The sequence below is a fragment of the Microbacterium sp. MYb66 genome (genome assembly GCF_002979435.1).
Lineage (GTDB): Bacteria > Actinomycetota > Actinomycetes > Actinomycetales > Microbacteriaceae > Microbacterium.
Genome location: NZ_PCOV01000002.1, coordinates 705,564 through 725,294, shown reverse-complemented (window position 1 = coordinate 725,294; position 19,731 = coordinate 705,564). Strand labels below are relative to the sequence as shown.

The 19,731-nt window shown below is 71.0% G+C and carries 17 protein-coding genes; 10 read left to right on the top strand and 7 right to left on the bottom strand.

The genetic code is table 11. The features are described from left to right. Window positions 1–85 precede the first annotated feature (85 nt). Genes CQ045_RS07260 through CQ045_RS07235 form a run of 6 tightly spaced genes read left to right on the top strand, consistent with a single transcriptional unit; the run spans window position 86 to window position 7,649 of the window. Window positions 86–883 (top strand): hypothetical protein, encoded by a 798-nt coding sequence (locus CQ045_RS07260; RefSeq protein WP_105722098.1) that lies wholly within the window; start codon window positions 86–88, stop codon window positions 881–883. Then, window positions 880–1,872 (top strand): CocE/NonD family hydrolase, encoded by a 993-nt coding sequence (locus CQ045_RS07255; protein WP_105722096.1) that lies wholly within the window; start codon window positions 880–882, stop codon window positions 1,870–1,872. The genes CQ045_RS07260 and CQ045_RS07255 overlap by 4 nt, the downstream gene beginning before the upstream one ends. Beyond that, entirely contained in the window at window positions 1,869–3,272 is a 1,404-nt protein-coding gene (locus CQ045_RS07250; RefSeq protein WP_105722094.1) for a YcaO-like family protein, read from the top strand. The genes CQ045_RS07255 and CQ045_RS07250 overlap by 4 nt, the downstream gene beginning before the upstream one ends. Window positions 3,273–3,280: 8 nt before the next feature. Beyond that, window positions 3,281–4,303, top strand: a complete 1,023-nt coding sequence (locus tag CQ045_RS07245) for a hypothetical protein (RefSeq protein WP_105722092.1) — start codon at window positions 3,281–3,283, stop codon at window positions 4,301–4,303. After that, window positions 4,300–5,952 (top strand): ATP-binding cassette domain-containing protein, encoded by a 1,653-nt coding sequence (locus CQ045_RS07240; protein WP_181156473.1) that lies wholly within the window; start codon window positions 4,300–4,302, stop codon window positions 5,950–5,952. The genes CQ045_RS07245 and CQ045_RS07240 overlap by 4 nt, the downstream gene beginning before the upstream one ends. Continuing rightward, the gene (locus CQ045_RS07235) at window positions 5,949–7,649 is read left to right on the top strand and encodes an ABC transporter ATP-binding protein (RefSeq protein WP_105722090.1); all 1,701 of its coding nucleotides are present in this window, start codon (window positions 5,949–5,951) and stop codon (window positions 7,647–7,649) included. The genes CQ045_RS07240 and CQ045_RS07235 overlap by 4 nt, the downstream gene beginning before the upstream one ends. On the opposite strand, the gene CQ045_RS07230 is transcribed toward CQ045_RS07235, so the two are convergent. The 7 genes from CQ045_RS07230 to CQ045_RS07195 form a co-directional block, all read right to left on the bottom strand. Then, window positions 7,621–10,155 (bottom strand): RNA helicase, encoded by a 2,535-nt coding sequence (locus tag CQ045_RS07230; RefSeq protein WP_105722088.1) that lies wholly within the window; start codon window positions 10,153–10,155, stop codon window positions 7,621–7,623. The two genes, CQ045_RS07235 and CQ045_RS07230, sit on opposite strands and share 29 nt — an antisense overlap. 58 nt (window positions 10,156–10,213) lie before the next feature. Next, on the bottom strand, window positions 10,214–10,927 hold the full coding sequence (deoD, locus tag CQ045_RS07225; RefSeq protein WP_105722228.1) for a purine-nucleoside phosphorylase: 714 nt from the start codon (window positions 10,925–10,927) through the stop codon (window positions 10,214–10,216). 30 nt (window positions 10,928–10,957) lie between these two features. Then, on the bottom strand, window positions 10,958–11,458 hold the full coding sequence (locus CQ045_RS07220) for a roadblock/LC7 domain-containing protein (RefSeq protein ID WP_105722086.1): 501 nt from the start codon (window positions 11,456–11,458) through the stop codon (window positions 10,958–10,960). Continuing rightward, on the bottom strand, window positions 11,455–12,042 hold the full coding sequence (locus tag CQ045_RS07215; RefSeq protein ID WP_146115198.1) for a hypothetical protein: 588 nt from the start codon (window positions 12,040–12,042) through the stop codon (window positions 11,455–11,457). Before CQ045_RS07215 ends, CQ045_RS07220 begins: the two co-directional genes overlap by 4 nt. 53 nt (window positions 12,043–12,095) lie before the next feature. Then, window positions 12,096–12,467, bottom strand: coding sequence for a hypothetical protein (locus tag CQ045_RS07210; protein ID WP_105722082.1), 372 nt, complete (start codon window positions 12,465–12,467; stop codon window positions 12,096–12,098). A 252-nt stretch (window positions 12,468–12,719) separates the two neighbouring features. Continuing rightward, window positions 12,720–13,400 carry a DNA alkylation repair protein gene (locus tag CQ045_RS07200; RefSeq protein WP_105722080.1) on the bottom strand — a complete coding sequence of 227 codons (681 nt, stop codon included), beginning with the start codon at window positions 13,398–13,400 and terminating at the stop codon, window positions 12,720–12,722. A gap of 144 nt (window positions 13,401–13,544) precedes the next feature. Further along, window positions 13,545–14,582, bottom strand: coding sequence for an aromatic acid exporter family protein (locus tag CQ045_RS07195; RefSeq protein WP_105722078.1), 1,038 nt, complete (start codon window positions 14,580–14,582; stop codon window positions 13,545–13,547). 142 nt (window positions 14,583–14,724) lie between these two features. Here CQ045_RS07195 and CQ045_RS07190 point away from each other — a divergent pair, with 142 nt between their 5' ends. The 4 genes from CQ045_RS07190 (at window position 14,725) to CQ045_RS19105 (ending at window position 19,672) form a co-directional block, all read left to right on the top strand. Next, complete coding sequence (locus CQ045_RS07190; protein WP_105722076.1) at window positions 14,725–15,180, top strand: SRPBCC family protein; 456 nt, start codon at window positions 14,725–14,727, stop codon at window positions 15,178–15,180. A gap of 139 nt (window positions 15,181–15,319) precedes the next feature. Then, complete coding sequence (locus tag CQ045_RS07185) at window positions 15,320–16,390, top strand: DUF998 domain-containing protein (RefSeq protein ID WP_258130982.1); 1,071 nt, start codon at window positions 15,320–15,322, stop codon at window positions 16,388–16,390. Window positions 16,391–16,484: 94 nt separating this feature from the next. Beyond that, on the top strand, window positions 16,485–16,715 hold the full coding sequence (locus CQ045_RS18795; RefSeq protein WP_181156472.1) for a hypothetical protein: 231 nt from the start codon (window positions 16,485–16,487) through the stop codon (window positions 16,713–16,715). Between the two features lie 68 nt (window positions 16,716–16,783). Then, the gene (locus CQ045_RS19105; protein ID WP_181156471.1) at window positions 16,784–19,672 is read left to right on the top strand and encodes a LuxR family transcriptional regulator; all 2,889 of its coding nucleotides are present in this window, start codon (window positions 16,784–16,786) and stop codon (window positions 19,670–19,672) included. Window positions 19,673–19,731: the final 59 nt, after the last annotated feature.

The window sequence follows — 19,731 nt, the reverse complement described above, 5'->3', positions numbered from 1 at the left end:
TCGCGGATCCTTCCGTCGCGCTTTCGAGCGCACTCCGGCCCGGCCGGGCGTTCGCGTCCGGTCGGGCCCCTCACCGAGAGAATCCATGACTTCCGAACCCCGTATCCTGCCGCTCCCCGACTCCGGGGCGCATCTCGTCATCGGCGCAGACGGCCGCCTCCGGACCCGTCTGCGCACCGGGCGATTCGCCCTCGTCGACGCGCCGCCCACTGAGCTGCTCGATGCTCTCGAGAGAGGTGTCGACGGGCGCTCGTCCTCCCTCGACCGCCTGATTCTCGAGGTGCAGGAGCGCGAGTCCGCGGACTCTCTTCGTCGCTGGCCGGAGGAGCGCCGCGACGTGTGCCTCCTCGGAACGGACCCGCTCGTCGGCGAGCTCGAACGCGTGCTCGCAGCCTGGGGCGCACAGGTCACCGTCGCGGACCCGGCGTCAGAACCGCCCGAGGACGCCGCGCTCGTGGTCGCCTACGCCGAGGATGCGCCCGGCCGTCGCCGCTGGTCCGAGCTCGATCGGCTTCCGGGGCGGGGGATCGCGTGGCTCCGGGTGCACCGTGAGGGCGAGATCGTGCTGATCGATCCGATCGCTCTCGACCCGAGCGACCCCACCTCCGTGCAGGTGGCTGCGCGGCGGGTGGCCGCGAGCAGCGCGCCCGCATCGACCGAAGCCTGGCAGCAGGCGGGGCCGCTCACCCCCGGTCCCGTCGACGGTGCGACCAGGGTGCTCGTGCTCGCCCGGCTGCTGCACGTCATCCTCGCCTGGGCACAGGGCGGCGCGGAACTCGACCGGCTGCGCACGACGCTCTGGAAGGTCGTGCCCGCGAGCGGTTCCGTCAGCGAGCACACGGTGCTCCCCTTCCCCGCGGCTCCGCGCCGGGTGAACCGATGACGCCGCCGCGCGACGCCCGCCCCCATACCGTCGTCGCGGAGGACGGTGCCCTGCTGCGCGGCTGGGTCTGGGAGCCCGCGGAGCCTCGGGGGGTCGTGGTCATCCGCACGCCCTACGGCGCCTGGCGCCACGGCGACACCGCACGCGCCTGGGTCGGGCGGGGCTACCGGTGCGTGATCCATGACGTGCGCGGGCGTCACTCCTCCGACGGGGAATGGCACCCGTACCTCGCGGAACGCAGCGACGGACGTGCAGTGGTCGAGGAGGTCAGGGCCGAGAATCCCGGGCTGCCGCTCGTGGTGTCCGGCGGTTCGTATGCCGCGCACGCCGCGCTCGAAGCCGCCAGGGCCGTCGACGTCGACGCCTTGGTGCTCCTGGTCCCGGCGCTCGGGCTCGCCGAGACCGCGTGGGACGAGAACGGGCGTCCCCAGCTACGCGACCGGATCGGGTGGTGGCACCAGCACGGTCGTGGACCGCGTTCCCTGCCACCGCTGTCCGACGAGCAGCTCGCGGCCCGCGTCCAGCGGGCGGCCGCTGTGGGCGTGCATCGGGCCGCCGACGAGTGGGGCTGGTCGTCCGAGGTCCTGTCCGGATGGCGACGCCTGTGGTCCGCTCCGGCGGTCGATCTGGACCGCGCCTACGGAGTGCTCCGCGCGCCGTTGCTGCTGATCCGCGGCGATCACGACTTCTTCTTCACGGATGCCGGTCGGCTCGCGGTCGCCTGGCAGGGGCCCGTCCACCTGGTCGACGGTCCGTGGGGACATCGACTGGCCGCGGACATCGACGACGAGGAGATCCGCTCCCGGCTGCGCAGTGCGGGCGGCATCGGCGGCGTGCTCGACTCCTGGCTCGCCGAGACCGGACTGCCGACCACGGAGTCCGCGATCCCCGCACCCGCGATCCCCGCACCTGCCCCGGGACGGAGCCGTCGCACCAGATCCGCCTTCGAGCCGGAGACCGGCCGCTGGCGGTACGAGAGGACAGCATGACCCTGCACGACACCCCGGACCGCGCCACGACGCGTGCGACGCTGTCGGCCGAGGCGCTGGTCGATGCCGAGGCCGGCATCATCCGGTCGGTGCGGGAGGTACCGCATCCGGTCGGCGCTCCGGACCGTTACCTGGCCTTGACGGCATCCGTGGCCGACGCCCGGGTCCTCGGCGAGTGGCCGGCCGATCGGGTCTCGCTCGGCACATCGTTCGGCGACCCTGCGCAGGCCCGCATCGCCGCGATCGGCGAGGGCGTGGAGCGGTACTGCGGGAACTGGCTGCCCGACGTGCTGCCTCGCGACGTGCTCCGCGTCGGCACTGCGGACGAGCTGCGTGCGGAGGGCGAGACCGTCATCGCCGAGTCCGCTCTGCCGCGCTTCGCCGACTGGCAGCTCGCACGCCCGGGCTTCGCGTATCAGCGTCTGCTCCCCTCCAGGCCGACGCTCTGGGCGCGCTGCGACGAGCTCGACGGCGGCTCGGTGTGGGTGCCGGATTCTCTCGTGCACCTGAACTGGCGGCAGTCCCGGTTCCGCTCGCTGCCGCGGACGCATCACCTGAACTACGCCGGCATCGCGACGGGTGCTGGCTTCGACGACGCCCGCGACCGCGGGGTGATCGAGGTGATCGAGCGGGATGCGCTCGAGCTGTGGTGGCACCTCGACGGACCGACGTTCGGCATCGATCCGGCCACGGTCCCCGGCCTCCTGGACGACCTGCGCGGGAGCAGTCTGCGCGTCTGGCTGGTGGCGATGCCCTCGGAGTTCGCGCCGGCGATCGGCGCGCTCGTGCACGACGAGGATCGCGGACTCTACGCCGCCGGATTCTCGGCCGCCCTCGACCCGGCACGTGCCGCGCGGAAGGCCGTGCTCGAAGCGGTGCACACCTGGATCTACACGCAGGGATGCACGACCGCCGACGGATGGGTGTTCCGCGCCGTCGCCGCGGGGCTGATGGCGACGGGCCTCACTCTCGACTTCCGTCCGGACGCCGACTACCTCGCCGCGGCCGGGCCGCAGTTCGAAAACGTGATCGACCTCGGCGCGCACGTGCAGGTGTGGCTCGACCCGGCCGTGCACGGCGAAGCACGCCGGTTCCACGCACCTGCGCAGGGCGTGTTCCCGCTGAGTGCGGTGAGTCCGGTGACGATGGACGAGGTGTACAGGCGCCTACGCGCGCGAGGTCACCGCGTCCTGACCCGCGACCTCACGACCTCCGACGTGCGACGCACCGACCTGCGCGTGGTGCGTTCGATCGTGACCGGACTCGTGCCCAACGCCCCGGCGGCGTTCTCGTACCTCGGAATGCCACGGTTCCGAGAGGCGGCCGAGGAGCGCGGCTGGCGCACCACCTGGACCGGCGGCCCCGAGGACTTCACGCTCCTCCCGGCTCCGCACATGTGAGGGCCGTCATGGATCGCACACGCCGCGAGAGTCGCGGCCTTCCTGCCCCGCTCGTCGAGGCGCTGACCTCGCGCATGCCCGCAGGACCCCTGCCGCCGGGGCCGCGCGCGAACGCCTGGGATCGGGCCGGCGCCGTGGCGGACGAACCTCACCGCGGGGTGTCAGAGCTCGTCGATGCCCTGTGGCACCCGGGGGATCACCACCGGGGTGCCGACGGCTCGGCCACGCGCATCCGTCGACGGCCCGTCCCCTCTGCCGGGGCGTGTTATCCGGTGCAGACGCATCTGATCGACGAGACCGGTGTGCGATGGACGGTCGACGGGGAGGAGGGGGTCTTCCGTCGTCGTGACCTCGCATCCGACCGGGCGGAGGGATGGCCGGCGCCCGGGTCGGACGACGGCATCGCGCGCGTGGTGTTCACCGTGCTGCCGGGGCGGTCCTTCGGCCGCTACCGGCATCGGGCCTGGCCCCTGTGGATCGCGGATGCGGCCTACGCGGTCGCCGCCGTGCGATTCCTGCTGGGGGAGCAGGCCGGACCGGTGCAGGTCGGCCCCTCGAATCGGCTGCGCGAGATGCTCGGGGTTCCCCGGGCGGCGGATGCCGAGGCCTGGATCCGCCGAGGACTCGCGCCGGAGATCCCGCTCGCCGCCGTCGAGATCCCGCACGTCCCGGCGCCGGATGCGGCTGCTCTGCAGGCTCTCGGCACTCGACGCTCGCCTGCCGTCGCGGAGTTCGCCGACCGCATCGGGGGCTCACCGACGACCGAGGTCGAGCGCATCGCACGTGCCTCCGGCCAGGCTTGGGTGCGCGGGGCGACCGCTGTGCGGTCCTGGTCCGTGTCGACCGCAGCGCCTTCGACGATCGTCGGAGCCGCGCTCTGGAGCGCCCATCTCGCCGCAGCGCGCCTCGGGTACGAGGCCGCGCTCACCGGAGACAGGCGCGCGCGCCCGGTCTCCGGCTTCACTTCCACCGGCGACCGATGGATCATCCACGCGGTCGCCTTCCTCGACTCCCCCGGAGGTGCACGATGATGATCGTCCCCGAGCTGTGGCGCGAAGCGCGACGGCACCCCTGGCTCCTTTCCCTGAGCATCCTGCTCCTTCTCCTCGTGTTCGCGACGCACCTCCTGCAGGCGCTCGCCCTCGCGTGGTCTCTCGCCGCCTTCGTGCGCGGCGACGCGGCCGGCGCGATGGCCGGCATCGGCGCGATCCTCGCGATCGGGGTGATGCGGATGCTGCTGACGCTGGTGCAGGGCGACGCCGCCGCGCGCCTCGGAGGGCGGGTCAGGGAAGACCTGCGGGGTGCGGCCGTCGCCGCGGCACTGGTGCCCGAACGACTGCACGATGCCCGCCTCCGCGACGGCTCGACCCAGCTTGCGCTCGGGGACGGCATCGACGGCACGGACGCGTACGTGTCGAAGTACATCCCTGCGGTGGCGCAGCTCGCGGTCGGCAGCCTGATCGCGGTGTGCCTCGTGGCGGTGCTGTCGCCCGTGATCGCGCTGTGCGTCGCCGGGGGGATCCTGCTCGCGGTGCTGGGCCCCTTGGCCTGGAAGCGGATGCTCGCCCGACGCGGGTTCGCGCACTGGGACACCTATGAGGCGCTCAGCGGCGACCTGCTCGAGGCGCTCCGGGGGATGTCGACGCTGCGCGCGCTGGGCGATGTCCCCGCGACGCGTGCGCGCTTGCAGGCGAGGTCGGAGGCGCTGCGCGTGGCCACGGAACGCGTCATGCGGTCGTCGCTCGCGGAGACGGCGATCACCGACTTCGCCGTGCAGGCGGGAGTGGTGATCGCCGCCGGGCTGGCGGTCGTGTCCGTCATGACCGGGCAGCCGCCGGCCATCGAGGTCTACGCGCTGCTCCTGCTCTCTTCGGAGACGTTCCGCCCTGTCCGCGAGCTCTCCCGGCACTGGCATGCCGGGTTCCTCGGGCTCACGGCGGTTCCCGGGTTGGCGGCTCTCGGTGCCTTCCACCGGCCGGTGCCGGCAGCGGCGGAGATCGAGCCAGCCGAGGAACTCGAGGCGGACCGGGCGACCGGCGCAGACGCGCTCCGCATCTCGGGCCTCTCGTACCGGTACCCCGGCACCGATCACGACGTCCTGCGCGGTGTCGACCTTCATGCCGGCCGCGGCGAGGTGCACGCGATCGCCGGGCCGTCCGGTGCGGGCAAATCCACGCTCTTCGACCTGATCCTCGGCTTCCTGCCGCCCACAGCGGGAACGGTCGAGCTCGACGGACACCCTCTCCGTCCCCGCGATGTCGCCGTGGTCTCCCAGCGCCCCGTCCTGTTCGCCGGGACCATCAGGGACAACGTCGATCTGTTCGATGCCGGGCAGGAGGCGCTGGAAGATGCGTGCGCCGCGGCCGGTGTGCTCGACGAGATCCGGGCGATCCCCGGAGGCTTCGACGCGATGGTGACGGAGGCGGGGACGAGCCTGTCGGGAGGGCAGCGGCAGCGCTTGGCCCTCGCCAGAGCGCTGCTCGCCCAGCGGCCCGTCCTGCTCGTCGACGAGCCGACCAGCGCCCTCGACGACCGCAGCGCACACACCGTCGCCGAGACGCTCGAACGCGTCGCCGCAGAGAAGATCGTGCTCATGATCAGCCATCGCCCCGAGGCTCTCGCCAGGGTCGCCGACGTACGGGTGCTCCGCGAGGGAACGCTCGTGAAGGACGCCTCATGACCTCGTCCGCGGGGGTCCTCGCTCGGCTGCTTCCCCCGCTGCGACCCGAATGGCGGCGCATCGTCGGCAGCTACCTGATCGCCACCACGAGTCTGTGTGCGCTCGCCGCCCTCGGGGTGCTCACCGCGCTCGGCGTCGGCGGGGCCGTCGTGCACGGCACGTGGCCGCCGCCCGTCTGGTGGTTCACGCTCGGAGGCCTCGTGCTGCTGCGCACGTTCCTCACCTGGCGCGAGATGGACGTGTCGCACGCCCTCGCGTACCGAGTGCTCGCCCGGCTGCGGATGGCGCTCTTCGACGCGTACTCGCGCAGCGTCCCCGGCCGCCGTCGCGAGCACTCCGGGCGCGCGGCTTCGGTCGCGATGACCGACATCGAGAAGCTGGAGTTCTTCTACGCCCATACGGTGGCGCAGATCGGAGCAGCGCTCACGCTCTTCGTCGGAGCCCTGGTCTGCGCGTTCCTCGTGATGCCCGCGGCCGGGCTCGTGATGCTGGGAGGAGCGGTCTCGGTCGCGCTTACCGCCTGGGCCGGAGCGGGCCCGGCGCGGCGGATCGGTGTGCGCGAGCAGCGGGAGCGCGAGGAGCAGTCCGAGCGGCTGGTCGATGCCCTCGGAGCGCTGCGCGAGATCCTCGCCTTCGGGCTGCAGAGCCGGATCGTGCGCGAGGCGATCGATGGGACTCGACGGTCGGCGCGCATCACCCGCCGCCGGGAGGCGACCGCGCATCTCGTCGACGGGACGCGCGAGCTGCTCCTCACCGCGGTCGTGATCGGGGTGATCGCCGCCTCCGTTCTCGGTGGCACGGTCGGTGGCGCGGTCGACGCCGCACGGGCGGCGCTGCTCCCCGCGGTGATCGCCCTCGCCGTCGCCGGGGTGGCCGCGGTGGCGGATGCCGCACACACCGTGTCGGAGCTGCATCCGCTGATCGCCAGTGCGGATCGCGTGGGCGCGGCTCTGCACCGTCCCCCGGTCGTCGCGCCGGTCGATCGTCCGCTCCCGCTGCCGTCCGGTCCGCTCGGTGTGCGCTTCGAGAGGGTCGCGTTCTCCTACGATGACCGCACGGAGGTGCTGCGCGGGTGGTCGATCGACGTCGACCCCGGCGAGCACATCGGACTCGCGGGGGCGTCCGGCGCAGGCAAGAGCACGGTGATCGCGCTCGCGGCGCGACTGTGGGACCCTTCGGCCGGCACGGTCGCCCTCGTCGATGCGGCGGGGGTCGCGTACCCGCTGGGCCGTATCCGCGATGACGACCTTCGCCGGACCGTCGCCGCGGTGGAGCAGGATGCGCGCCTCTTCCACGGCACCGTGCGCGACAACCTCGTGCGCGGTGTCGGCGCCCGCAGCGACGAGCAGTTGCGCGGAGTGCTCACACGGGTCGGCGCCGACGGCTGGATCACCCTCGACGACGAGCTCGGCGAGCACGGGGTGCGGCTGTCCGGCGGCCAGCGCGCACGGCTGGCCCTGGCTCGGGCACTGTGCCGCGAGCCGCGGGTGCTCATCGTCGACGAGATCACCGCGAGCCTGGATGCCGAGTCGGAGCGCATCATCTCCGACGTGCTCGAAGGCTTCGAGGGCACGGTCATCGCGGCCTCGCACCGCCGCGAGACGCTGGGGCGGTTCGGTCGGGTGGTCGGCGTCAAGCCGGAGGGGGCTGTGCCGATGACGAGCGCGGTTACAGCCGATCGACTCCGGTCACCGTGACCACGGCCTGACCCGCCTCGTCGGAGGCGGCGAGGTCGATCGTCGCGGAGACGCCCCAGTCGTGGTCGCCGGCGGGGTCGTCGAAGATCTGCCGCGCCGTCCACGAGGTGGGACCCTCGGTGAGGATCAGCAGCTTCGAGCTGCGGGCATCGGCGCCGGTGAGGATGTCGTCGTGGTCGGCGAAGTACCCGTCGAGCGCGTCGGACCAGGCGTCGGCGCCGAAATCGGGATCGAGCTCCGCGAGCCCGTCGACGTCTTCCCGCGCCGCGAGCTGCACCCGTCGGAAGAGCTCGTTGCGGACCAGGATGCGGAACGCGCGGATGTTGCTCGTGAGCCGCTTGGGTGCGGGCGGGACGATCGGCTCATCGGGGGCGTGCGGGTCGAAGCGTCCGTTGTCGACACCGGCGATCAGCTCCTCCCACTCGTCGAGCAGGCTGGAGTCGACCTGGCGCACCAGCTCGCCGAGCCACTCGATGAGGTCGCGAAGATCCTCGTCCTTGAGCTCCTCGGGTATGGTCTGCGACGCCGCGCGGTAGGCGTCGGAGAGGTAGCGCAGGACCACGCCCTCGGAGCGCGCGATCTTGTAGTACGCGACATATTCCCCGAACGACATGGCCCGCTCGTACATGTCGCGGACCACCGACTTGGGGTGCAGCTCGAAGTCGCGGATCCAGGGCTGCGCTGCGCTGAAGGTCTCGAAGGCGGCGGTCAGCAGCTCGTCGAGCGGCTTCGGGTACGTGATCTGCTCGAGCAGCTCCATCCGCTCGTCGTATTCGATGCCCTCGGACTTCATCGCGGCGACCGCCTCGCCACGGGCGAGGAACTCCTGCTGGCTCAGGACCGCGCGCGGATCGTCGAGCGTCGATTCCACGATCGAGATCATGTCGAGCGCGTAGGAGCCGGTTCCCGTGCCGGCGGTCGGATCGGGATCGAGCAGTTCGAAAGCGGCGAGAGCGAACGGTGACAGGGGCTGGTTGAGCGCGAAGTTCGGCTGCAGGTCGACCGTGAGGCGGATGTCGCCGTCCGGTGTCTTCTCGACGATCCCGGATTCGCGGAGCGTGCGGTAGATGCCGATGGCTCTGAGAGCGAGCTCGCGCTGTCGCTTCCGCGGCTCGTGGTTGTCGTATACCAGTGCGCGCATATTGGCGAACACGTCGCCGCCGCGGGCGATCACGTTGAGCATCATGGCGCTCGTGATCTGCATGTGCGAGGTCAGCGTCTCCGGCACCGCATCGATGAGCTTGCGGAACGACGGCTCGCCCCATGAGACGAAGCCGTCGGGCGCCTTCTTGCGGACGATCTTGCGCTTCTTCTTCGGGTCGTCGCCGGCCTTCTTCACCGCCGCGACGTTCTCGCTCTCGTGCTCCGGAGCCTGGGCGACGACGGTGCCGGCGGTGTCATAGCCGGCACGACCGGCACGGCCGGCGATCTGATGGAACTCGCGCGCGTTCAGCTGTCGCATCCGGGTGCCGTCGAACTTCGTGAGCGCGGTGAGCAGCACCGTGCGGATCGGCACGTTGATGCCGACGCCGAGGGTGTCGGTGCCGCAGATCACGCGGAGCAGTCCACGCTGGGCGAGCTGCTCCACGAGGCGCCGGTACTTCGGCAGCATCCCGGCGTGGTGCACGCCGATCCCGGCGCGCAGGAAGCGCGACAGCGTCTTGCCGAACGCGGTCGTGAAGCGGAACTCGGCGATCAGCGCCGCGATCTCGTCGCGCTGCTCGCGGGTGGCGACCTTCGTGCTGGACAGGGCTTGCGCGCGCTCCATGGCCGCGGCCTGCGAGAAGTGCACGACGTAGATCGGCGCCTGCCCCGTGTTCAGCAGGTCATCGATCGTCTCGTGGATCGGTGTGGTCTCGTAGAAGAAGTGCAGGGGCACCGGACGTTCGACGCCGGTCACGGTGGCCGTCTCGCGGCCGGTGCGGCGCGTGAGGTCTGCGGCGAGCTCGGTGACGTCGCCGAGGGTCGCCGACATCAGGATGAACTGCGCCTGCGGCAGCTCGAGCAGCGGAACCTGCCACGCCCAGCCGCGGTCGGGGTCTGCGTAGAAGTGGAACTCGTCCATCACGACCTGGCCGACGTCGGCATCCGTGCCCTGACGCAGCGAGAGGTTCGCGAGGATCTCGGCCGTGCAGCAGATGATCGGCGCATCGGCGTTGACTGCGGAGTCACCCGTGACCATGCCGACGTTCTCGGCGCCGAACACATCGACCAGCGCGAAGAACTTCTCACTCACGAGCGCCTTGATCGGCGCGGTGTAGTAGCTGCGGCGCCCTGCGACGAGGGCGCTGAAATGCGCGCCGATCGCCACGAGCGACTTGCCGGTGCCGGTGGGGGTGGAGAGGATCAGGTTATTGCCGGAGACGATCTCGATGACCGCCTCGTCCTGGGCGGGATACAGGCTGATGCCCGTCGATTCCGCCCACTCGACGAAGGCGAGGTAGACGGCATCCGGATCCGCGGCGTCCGGAACGATGGCGGGGTCGAGCCGCGGAGTGGAAGTCATGGTTCCTCGATCATCCCATCCGCGGGTTTCCTCGCCCTCCATGCGAGCGAACGACAGCTCAGACCGAGGTCGCCGCGCGCAGGGCGATGCGGATCATGTCGCCGAAGGTCTGTTCCCGCTCCTGCGCCGTGGTCTCCTCGCCCGTGACGATGTGGTCGCTGACCGTGCAGATCGCGAGGGCGCGCCGACCGTAGTACGCCGCGAGAGTGTAGAGGCCGGCCGCCTCCATCTCCACGCCCAGGATGCCGTGCTGCACGAACGGCTCCGTGAGCTCGGGCCTGGTGCTGTAGAACTGGTCGCTGGAGAACAGCTGCCCGACGTGCACGGTCGACTCCAGGGTCTCGGCCTCACTCGCCTCGACCGCGGCGCGCAACAGCCCGAAGTCCGCGACCGGCGCGTAGTCGAGCCCGTGGAAGCGCACCCGGTTGATGCCGGAATCCGTCGACGCCCCGTTGGCGATGATGATGTCGCGGATCTTGACCCGCTCGGTCAGGGCACCGCACGACCCGACCCGCACGATCGTCTGCACGTCGTACGAGTCGAACAGCTCGTTCGCATAGATCGCCATCGACGGCTGCCCCATGCCCGAGCCCTGCACCGAGATGCGGTGGCCCTCCCAGGTGCCGGTGAAGCCGAGCATCCCTCGCGTCTCGGTGTACAGCTCGGCGTCGTCGAGGAAGGTCTCGGCGATCCACTTCGCCCGCAGCGGGTCGCCGGGGAACAGGACGATGGGGGCGATCTGACCGGGCTCTGCGGCGATGTGGGTGCTCATGTGCTCAGCGTAGCCAGGCGCGACGAGCACTCACGCCGGTGATCCGGCGAGGCCCAGAGCCGTGATCAGCTCGTACGCGGCCGACCGCGCCTGCACGATGACGGTTCCCAGCTGCGCGCCGGTGGCGGACACGGAGAGCAGGAGTTGCCCGTACGGCGCGAGGATGAAGCTGAGCAGCGACATCTGGCTCTCTCCGATGGAGACGGACACCACGGCGGACAGGCTCGGTACCGCGCCGCCGGAGATGATCTCGGCCTCCGCGCGGGCGACGCCGAACAGCGAGCCGTTCATCGCCGCCAGCCGGTCGCCGGTCTCCCGCTCGACGCCCACCGAGGCGATGTGGAGTCCGTCCGCGGTCGCGAGGACCGCCGTCGTCAACTCGGGGAAGCGCGCCTCGAGATGGCGCAGTCGAGTGAGGGCGGACTGGCTGACGACCTCCGACCAGAGAGCCCAATTGCCGGCGATGTCGGGGTGCATGCGCCCGGGGTCGTTCGCGACTGCAGGAAACTGCGGGGTGGTGGGCGACGTCATGACTCCCTCTCCGGAATGTCGAGTGCGATGCAGGCCACTCGCATGACGCTCTCGCGGTCACGGGCGTCGGCGGCGAGGACGCGGGCGGCGGGGATGCCGTGCCGCAGCAGGGTCTCGGTCAGCGCTCGGCGCACACCGTCGACGGCGTCGTCCGCGCAGTGGCTGACGGCGATGACGAGCCGGTCCTCACTGCCGCGGAACTTCGGGATCCATTCGGCGGCGTCGGCCGCGAGACTCGCTCGGTCGGCGCGCAACCAGAGCAGGATGCGTGTGGCGGGCAGCGAGGCGTTCCGTCGCGCCGGAGCGAAGCGGTCCTGTCCCGGAGTGCCGATGAGCGCCACCGAGATCTCCGGCGTGGGCCTCCACGCGCCGTAGTCGAGTCCCACCGTGGTGGTCGTCTTCTCCCCGTCGCCGTACTCGGCGGAACCGGCGGAGATCGGCACGTCGGTGTCGACGGGCGGCACGTCGCTCAGGGCACGTACGGCGGTGGTCTTCCCGGCGCCGACGGGCCCGGCGAAGATGACCTGATAGCGGGTGGGCAGATGCACCCGACGCCAGCGCGCGCGCCTCACCGGCTCGGGCACGGCCGCATCCGCGTGCGCCAGCCCGAGACCGAGGATCCCGAGGGCCTCGCCTATCAAGCGTTCAGCGCCGCCACATGGCGGTTCACAGCCGAGCGGAGGAGGGCGAGGTTCGTGGCCTGGCGGTCGGCCGCGAGATAGATGAACGTGTCGCCGTCGACCATCTTGAGCAGGTGCAGCTGCGTGTCGAGCGTCAGCAGCATGTCTTCGAGGGTGGCGTCGAGGCGGAGCGCGTCGATCGTCTTCCGCTTGCTCTTGACCATCTCGCTGTTGTACGCGCTGGCGACGTCGAGGTCGAAGTCGGGGCGGACCGAGTGCGAGGCGAGCGGCAGTCCGGATTCGACATCGACGACCGATGCTCCGATGAAACCGTTGATGTCGGTCGCGATGTCGGCGATGAGCGCGTTCAGTTCGTCTTGCGTGGCCATGGTGGCTCCCCCATTCGTGTCGCACGCGCCAGAGACCGCCCGGTGCGGTCACCCCAGAGCACGCGCGACATCTAAAGTGTATAACTTTACTCACGGTCGCGCGAAACCGACGAGGGACACGCCAGACGCCCGAGCCTGCCGAAGGTGGCGTCGAGCCCGCGAGGCCAGCTGCCGGGCGGCATCCGGTGACTTGTCGCGGGTCCTGGCCATCTCGTCGAACCGCCGCCCGAAGACGTCGTGCAGGACTCTCCTTCAGAGCGTGAGATCTCCTTCGCGGCGTCGCACGATCTCGCCGATCCAGATCGGTGCGAACGGCGAGGTGCAGCCGGGCGCGGTCGGGTAGTCGGCGAGGACCTGCAGGCGCTCGCCGATCTCCAGCGCCCTCGCGCGGTACTCCGGGTGGAAGATGCCGATGTTGGCGAGGGTCTCGTTCATCGACCACTGCAGGCGCTTCGGTGCATCCTTCATGTCGCGCTCGATCAGGTCGAGCAGGTGAGGCAGGTCGAGGCCGTCAGGGTCCTTCATCACCCGCACGGTCGTGAGCGACCAGGCGGCCGCGGCCACTGTGGGATCCGGGTCGTCGAACCAGCGTCGCCGCAGCTCTTCGGCGAGCGGGGTCTTCTTGGCGACGTAGTTCACGAACCAGTCGTTGACCTTCGGCGGGCGGGTCTCGCGCAGCATGGCGTCGAGCTCGTCGGCGGTGAAGTCGCGAGGGCTGCAGATCAGCAGGGCCAGGAGCCGCGCCGGGGTCTCACCGGTCGCCCACAGCTCCTGCGCGAGGGCGTGGTCGGTCTTGATCCGCTTCGCCAGCGCGCGCATCCGACTGAGGTTGATGCCATGGTCGTCGCCGCGCTTCTCGTTGGCCGCACGCATCTTCGGGTCCTCGAGTGCGGCGAGCTCCCCCAGTGCTTCGGCGACGGTGATGTCGGACATGCCTCCCAGGCTACTCACCCCTCCGTTTCCTCTGGCAGCTCTCGGCGCGACCCACCCCCTTGTGGTCGAGCCGCCCCTTTGCGTGCGTCCTCACAGGGGTGGCTCGCACAGAGAGGGTGGGTCGACGGGAGGGGAGAGGAGGGGTCACTCCTCGTCGACGAGTTCTCCGCGGATGCGGCGGAGGTCCTCCATGAGCGAGCCGATCAGGATCCAGTGCTGCGAAGACGGTGGACGGATCACCAGCGGCGCGGTGAGCGCGGGGATCGTGCTGGTCTCGGTGTCGGGCTCCGGCGAGGCCTCGGCGATCTGCACGGCCAGACGCACATCGTGACCGGCCCGACGCAGCTGCTCGGCGATCGCGGCGACCGCGGGCTCCTCGCCGATCGTGTCGTCGTAGTGGTCGAAGTAGGCGCGGGTCATCCCGATCGTCTGCGTCACGATGGGGGAGAGCCGCTCCAGCAGCGCCCGCATCTCGCGCAGGTCTGCGCGGTGGGTCGAGCGGCGGGGATTCAGGGTGAGAGACTCCTCGCCCGCGGCGATCGAGGCGTCGGCGGCCTCCTTCATGGGGCGGAGCAGTCGCACCTCGAGCATCAGCTCCTGCAGCTTGGCGGGCGTCTGCGGTTCGGGGAGCGCGGTGGCCAGACGATCCAGGCTCGCGGCGAGCTCGCGGCCGAGCAGCCCGACATCACGCCGGGCGGGCTCGACCAGCACCGGTGGCACGATCAGCGCGTTCACGACGATGCCGATCACGACGCCGATCAGCGTCTCCACGATGCGGGCGAACGCGTACTCGGGACTCGAGGAACCGAGCGCCAAGACGAGCATCGCCGAGATCGCGACCTGATTGCCGGTGCCTGGCGACGCTCGGAAGATCCACGCGACCAGCATCGCGACGACGATCGCGAGCAGCACGATCCAGCTCGGCGACCCGAGCAGCAGGCCGAGGGCGACGGCGATCACGACGCCCGCGATCACCCCGATGCTGCGCTCGAGCGCCTTCGACAGCGACTGGTTCACGCTGGGCTGCACCACCAGCAGTGCGGCGATCGCGGCGAACACCGGCAGCTGCGCGGGGAACACCCATCCGGCGATGAGCCACGCGGCGATCGTCGCCGCGGCCGACTTCACGACCTGCAGCAACGGCGAGCGCTGGGAGGCGCGGATCGCGGCGGGGATGCGCATGAGGTCAACGGTAGTCGTGCGGATGCCGTCACCGCGGGCCCGATCATCGGCGTGCGCCCGCCTCGATGTCAACCCCGTCGCCGATCGTCGCCGACACGGGCTGAATGGGACGACACGAACGACGAACAGTGAGGAGCATCCCATGGTGCAGATCATCGAGACCATCGACGTCGACGTTCCCGTCCGCACGGCGTACAACCAGTGGACGCAGTTCGAGAGCTTCCCGGAGTTCCTCGACGAGGTCGAGTCGATCACGCAGAGCGACGACACCCACACGCACTGGAAGGTGAACGTCGGCGGAGCGACGCGCGAGTTCGACGCCGAGGTCACCGAGCAGCATCCGGACGAGCGCGTCGCCTGGAAGAGCACCGGCGGGGAGACCGAGCATGCGGGTGTGGTGACCTTCCACAAGCTCACCGACACCTCCACACGCGTGACCGTGCAGCTCGACTGGGCGCCGGAGGGGCTGCTCGAGAAGCTCGGGTCTCTCGTCGGCGCGGGTGGGCACGCCGTGAAGAAGGATCTGCACAACTTCAAGGAGTTCATCGAGGGGCGGGGAGTCGAGACCGGCTCCTGGCGCGGCGACGTCGACGCCTGACCGCGCGCTCCCGACGGCGAGGCCCGGACGCAGCCACCCGCTGCGGCCGGGCCTCACCGCGTCACCCCCCACCCTCGCCAGTGCGGTGCGTCGACGCGAAGGGGTGACACCTGTCCGAGGTGCGTGCTTGCATGGGCGCATGGAGCGGGAAGCGAGGCTGCGCGCCGAGACCAGGGCGGTCTGGGCCACCGTGCTCTGCTTCGTCGTCGGCGCCCTGACCGGCATCCTGCTCCTCGAAGGCGGCGGCGGCACCCGGCCGCTCACGGGTGAGGGTTCGCTCGCGATGCCGGTCGCGGCGATCGCCGGAATCGTCGCCGCGGCGGCGTTCCTCACGAGCACGCTCCTGCACCGCCGTGGCGAGACGGCCCCGATGCCGCGCTGGCAGACCGTGGTGTCGAACCTCTCGACGATCGCCCTGACCGTCGCGTTCGGTGCCGTCACGGTGATGGGGGTCCTGCTCGCCGCCGAGGTCCTCGCCGCCGGACTCGAGGGCTTGCGGCTCGGTGCTGTCGGCGGCGGCCTGCTGGCAGGAGTCGCCTCCGCGGTCGGCGGGCGCTTCGCCTTCGGTGCCGCGATCGGCCTGCGCACGGCCGATCTCGCCGCCCTCCTGTTCGGCTTCCTCGTGATCGGCACGCTGTTCGCGATGGTCACCGCGGCCGACCCGCGCTGGTGGGAGACCAACTTCTCGCAGCTCGGATCCGGATCGTGGGCCTTCAACGGCACCCTGGTCGTCGCGGGGCTCCTGGTCGCGACCGTCGGCTCGTACATCGGCCGGGATCTGCACCGGATGCTCGGCGATGACGCCCTGGGCCGCATCGCCGCGGTGGTGGCGCTGTGGGCGGCGACGGGCGTCGCGCTCGCCGCGGTCGGACTGCTGCCGCTCCAGCGGGTGCCGATCCCGCACGACGTCGCCGCATCTGCGACGCTCGTGCTGTTCGCCGCGGCTGCGGCCACCACCGTGGCCGCGATCCCCGGGCTTCCTCGTGCGCTGATGATCACGTCGCTCGGCGTCGGCCTGCTCATCGTCGTCGCCGTCGTGTCGTGGTTCCCGTTCGGGCTGTACTCGGCGACGGCGCTCGAGGCCGTCGTCGTGGGCCTCGGGCTGCTGTGGATGGCGACGCTGGTGCGGGTGCTCGCGATCCTGGTCCCGCCGCAGTCGCGTCCCTCGGCTCGCCGGACGCTGCTGCGCGACCGCGCGGGGCCTCCCTAGGCGCCGGCATCCGAAAGATAGGGCATCCGTCCGATGTCGTCGGGGGGCCTCAGAGCGGACTGTAGGGATACAGCGAACCGTCGAGGAGAACCCCATGTACGAGCACCCGTACCTCAGCCGCCAGATCACCGTCTTCGAGCAGGAGCAGATGGAGCGGGCCGCCGCGCAGCGCCGTTTCCTCGTCGAGCACGCGGATCAGATCGTGCCGCGTCCCGAGGGAGCGCTCCGGAGGATGCTGCGCCGTGTCGTCGGCGCCCCGGCCGATCCGGCGTCGACCGCGCGCACGGCCTCCGTCTGCGACTCCACGGCGGTGCCCGCACGGTGAGCGCCGCCATGTCGCGGGCCGAGGCGCCGACCGACCCGAATGTCGGTCGGGAGTGGGACGATGAATCCATGCCCCCCTCCGCCCCGAGCGCCGAGATGGTCGGTCGAGCGACCGAGCTCGCCGAGGTGCGTCGCCTGTTCGAGGGCGTGCGCGACGGTGTCCCTGCGGCCGTGCTCGTCGAGGGCGAGGCGGGGATCGGGAAGTCGCGACTGCTGCGGGAGTTCGCCGCCGGAATCGAGCAGACCGCCGATGTGCACGTCGGCTGGTGCCTCGACCTCGGCGCCTCGCGCACCCCGTACGGTCCGCTCACCGGCATCCTCCGCTCGATCGTCACGAGGATGGGCGTCGATCGGGTGCGCGAGTCGGTCGGGGTCGGGGCCGAAGCCCTGGGGATGCTGCTGCCCGAGCTCGTCGATGCTCCGACCGATCGCGGGCGCACCAGCCCCGAGCGCCTTCGCGACGCCATCGCGTCACTGATCGAGTCGGCCGCCGAGCTCGCGCCGCAGGTGCTCGTCGTCGAAGACCTGCACTGGGCCGACGAGTCGACGCTGGCCATCCTCTCCTTCCTGCTGCGGGCACTCGGGCGCGGACGCATCCTGCTGCTGATCACCTGCCGCACCGACGACGTGCGCCGCGGAGACGCGGTGAGCCGTTTCATCGGCGAGGCCACCAGGGCGCGTCTGCTCGAACGTCTGACGCTGGGCAGGCTCGACGAAGACGCGGTGCGCGAGCTCGCCGAGCAGATCACCGGCAGCCCGCTGAGCGAGACGGCGCTGGGGCGCATGCAGGAGCGGGCGGAAGGCGTGCCGTTCTTCATCGAGGAGATCGCGGGGTGCTCGAACGGCCCCCTCCCCGACGGCCTCCGCGACCTGCTGCTGGCCCGCTTCGACAGGCTCGGCGACGATGCGCAGCACGTGGTGCAGGTCGTCTCCGGCGCGGAGCGGCCGCTCTCGCATCCCCTGATCACACGCCTCGCCGACCTGCCCGAGCAGCGTCTCGACGAGGCGATCCGCGAGGCGACCCGCAGCGGCATCCTGGTCGTGGTCGACGACGACTACCGATTCCGGCACGCCCTGCTGCGCGAGGCCGTGCACGACGACCTGCTCCCCGGTGAGCGGGCCCGATTGCATCGCGCCTACGCCGAGACGCTCGAGGCGCAGTGTTCCGGCACCGACAGCGCAGACGCCGCCGCGCTCGCGTACCACTGGCAGCTCGCGCAAGACGACCGACGAGCCCTCATCGCCGCCGCCGACGCCATGCGCCATGCCAAGGCCCGCTACGCGTTCGCCAGTGCCGCCCGCTTCGGCGAACTGGCGCTGGAGCTGTGGCCGCTCGTCCCCGACGCGGCCGAGGCCGCACGAGTCGAGCGCCTCGATCTGCTTCTCGTGCTGGGGTCGATCCTGCGCAACGCGGGCGACGGCGAACGGGCGCTCGCCGTCGCGAACGTCGCGCTGGCCGAAGTCGATCCCGAGACCGTCGACCCGCGACTGCACGCACGGCTCCTGCGCAACAAGGCGCTCTACCTGGTGAACCTCGGGCGCCTGGGAGCGATCCCGCTGCTGCAGGAGGCGCTGAGCATCGCCGAGGAGCACGTCGACGACCAGGTCTTCCGGGCCGAGCTGCTCAATCAGCTCGCCAGCCGTCGCATGATCGCCGGCGACCGCGAAGAGGCGATCCGTCTCGCCGACGAGGCCGAGCACCGGGCCGCAGGTGCGGCGTCCACCGATCAGCTGTCGATCGCGGCGAACGTGCGCGGCGGTTCGCTCGCACACCTGGGTGAGGTCGACGCCGGGGTGCGCGAGTACGAGCGGGCCCGCGAGCTCGCCGCCGGACCGAATGCAGAGATGCGGTATCGGGTGAACTACTCCGACCTGCTCACGCTGCTGGGTCGCTACCGCGAGGCCGTCGAGGTCGCGGAAGAAGGTCTGCGTCGGGCCCGCGAACTCCGCGTCGAGCGCACCTCGGGGTCGATCATGGCGCAGAACATGGTCGTGCCGCTGCTCGAACTCGGCGAGATCGAGCGTGTGGAAGAGATGCTGTCGCGCGACTTCGTCCAGGGAACACTGCGCGTGTTCCGCATGTACATGAGCATGACCCGCGTGCGGGTGCTGGCCTGGCGCGGACGCTCGGCCGAGGCCGCCGAGATGCTGCGCGACTGGCTGCCGGCATTCGAGGAGACCGGGGTCTCGGAGCGCCAGATCTGGTACGACCGTGTGATGATGACGGTCGCGGTCGCCGAGAGCCAAGGCGACTTCCGCGGCGCGCTCGACACGATCCTCGAGATGCTGCAGGACGAGCAGCCCGCCCTCCTGCACCAGCGCCGCCTACTGCTGGAAGGAGCGGCGATCGTCGCCGGACTCCGTGCCGACGGCGCCGACGTCACGGCGGCGTCCGGCGCGATCCGAGCCGCCTGGCTCGCACAACCCGCGCAGTTGCAGAACGACGCCTGGTCGGTGATCCTCGACGCCCTGCTCGACCCGCACCCGGACACGGTCGACGAGGCGCTCGTCCGCGCCGACGGGGAAGACGTGCCCGTCACCTTCCGGGTGGTCCTCCGCCTCGAACGGGCACGGATGCTGGTGCACGACGGCGACCGTGCGGCCGCATCGACCGTGCTGGCCGAGGCCGCCGCGCTCGCGGAGACTCTGGGGAACGCACAGCTCCAGGCCGCGGTCGCGCGATTCGCCTCCGACGCCGGTCTCGGGGTCCGACTCACCGCCGAGCCTTCCGCCGGCACCGACCCGCTGACCGCGCGAGAGAAGCAGGTGCTCGAGCTGATCGCCGAGGGCCTGAGCAACCGGCAGATCGGTGAGCGACTGTTCATCAGCGTGAAGACCGTGAGCGTCCACGTCTCGGCCGTTCTGCGCAAACTCGGCGTGAGCACGCGCACGGAAGCCGCGCTTCTGCAGAAGAATCCGTCGTTCAGTGCGACTCGTCAGCCTGCCGTGGTAGCGTGACAGAGCGCGCGTGTCGGATGTTCCGACTCGGCGTAGGCCGTGCAAACGGCTAAGTCAAC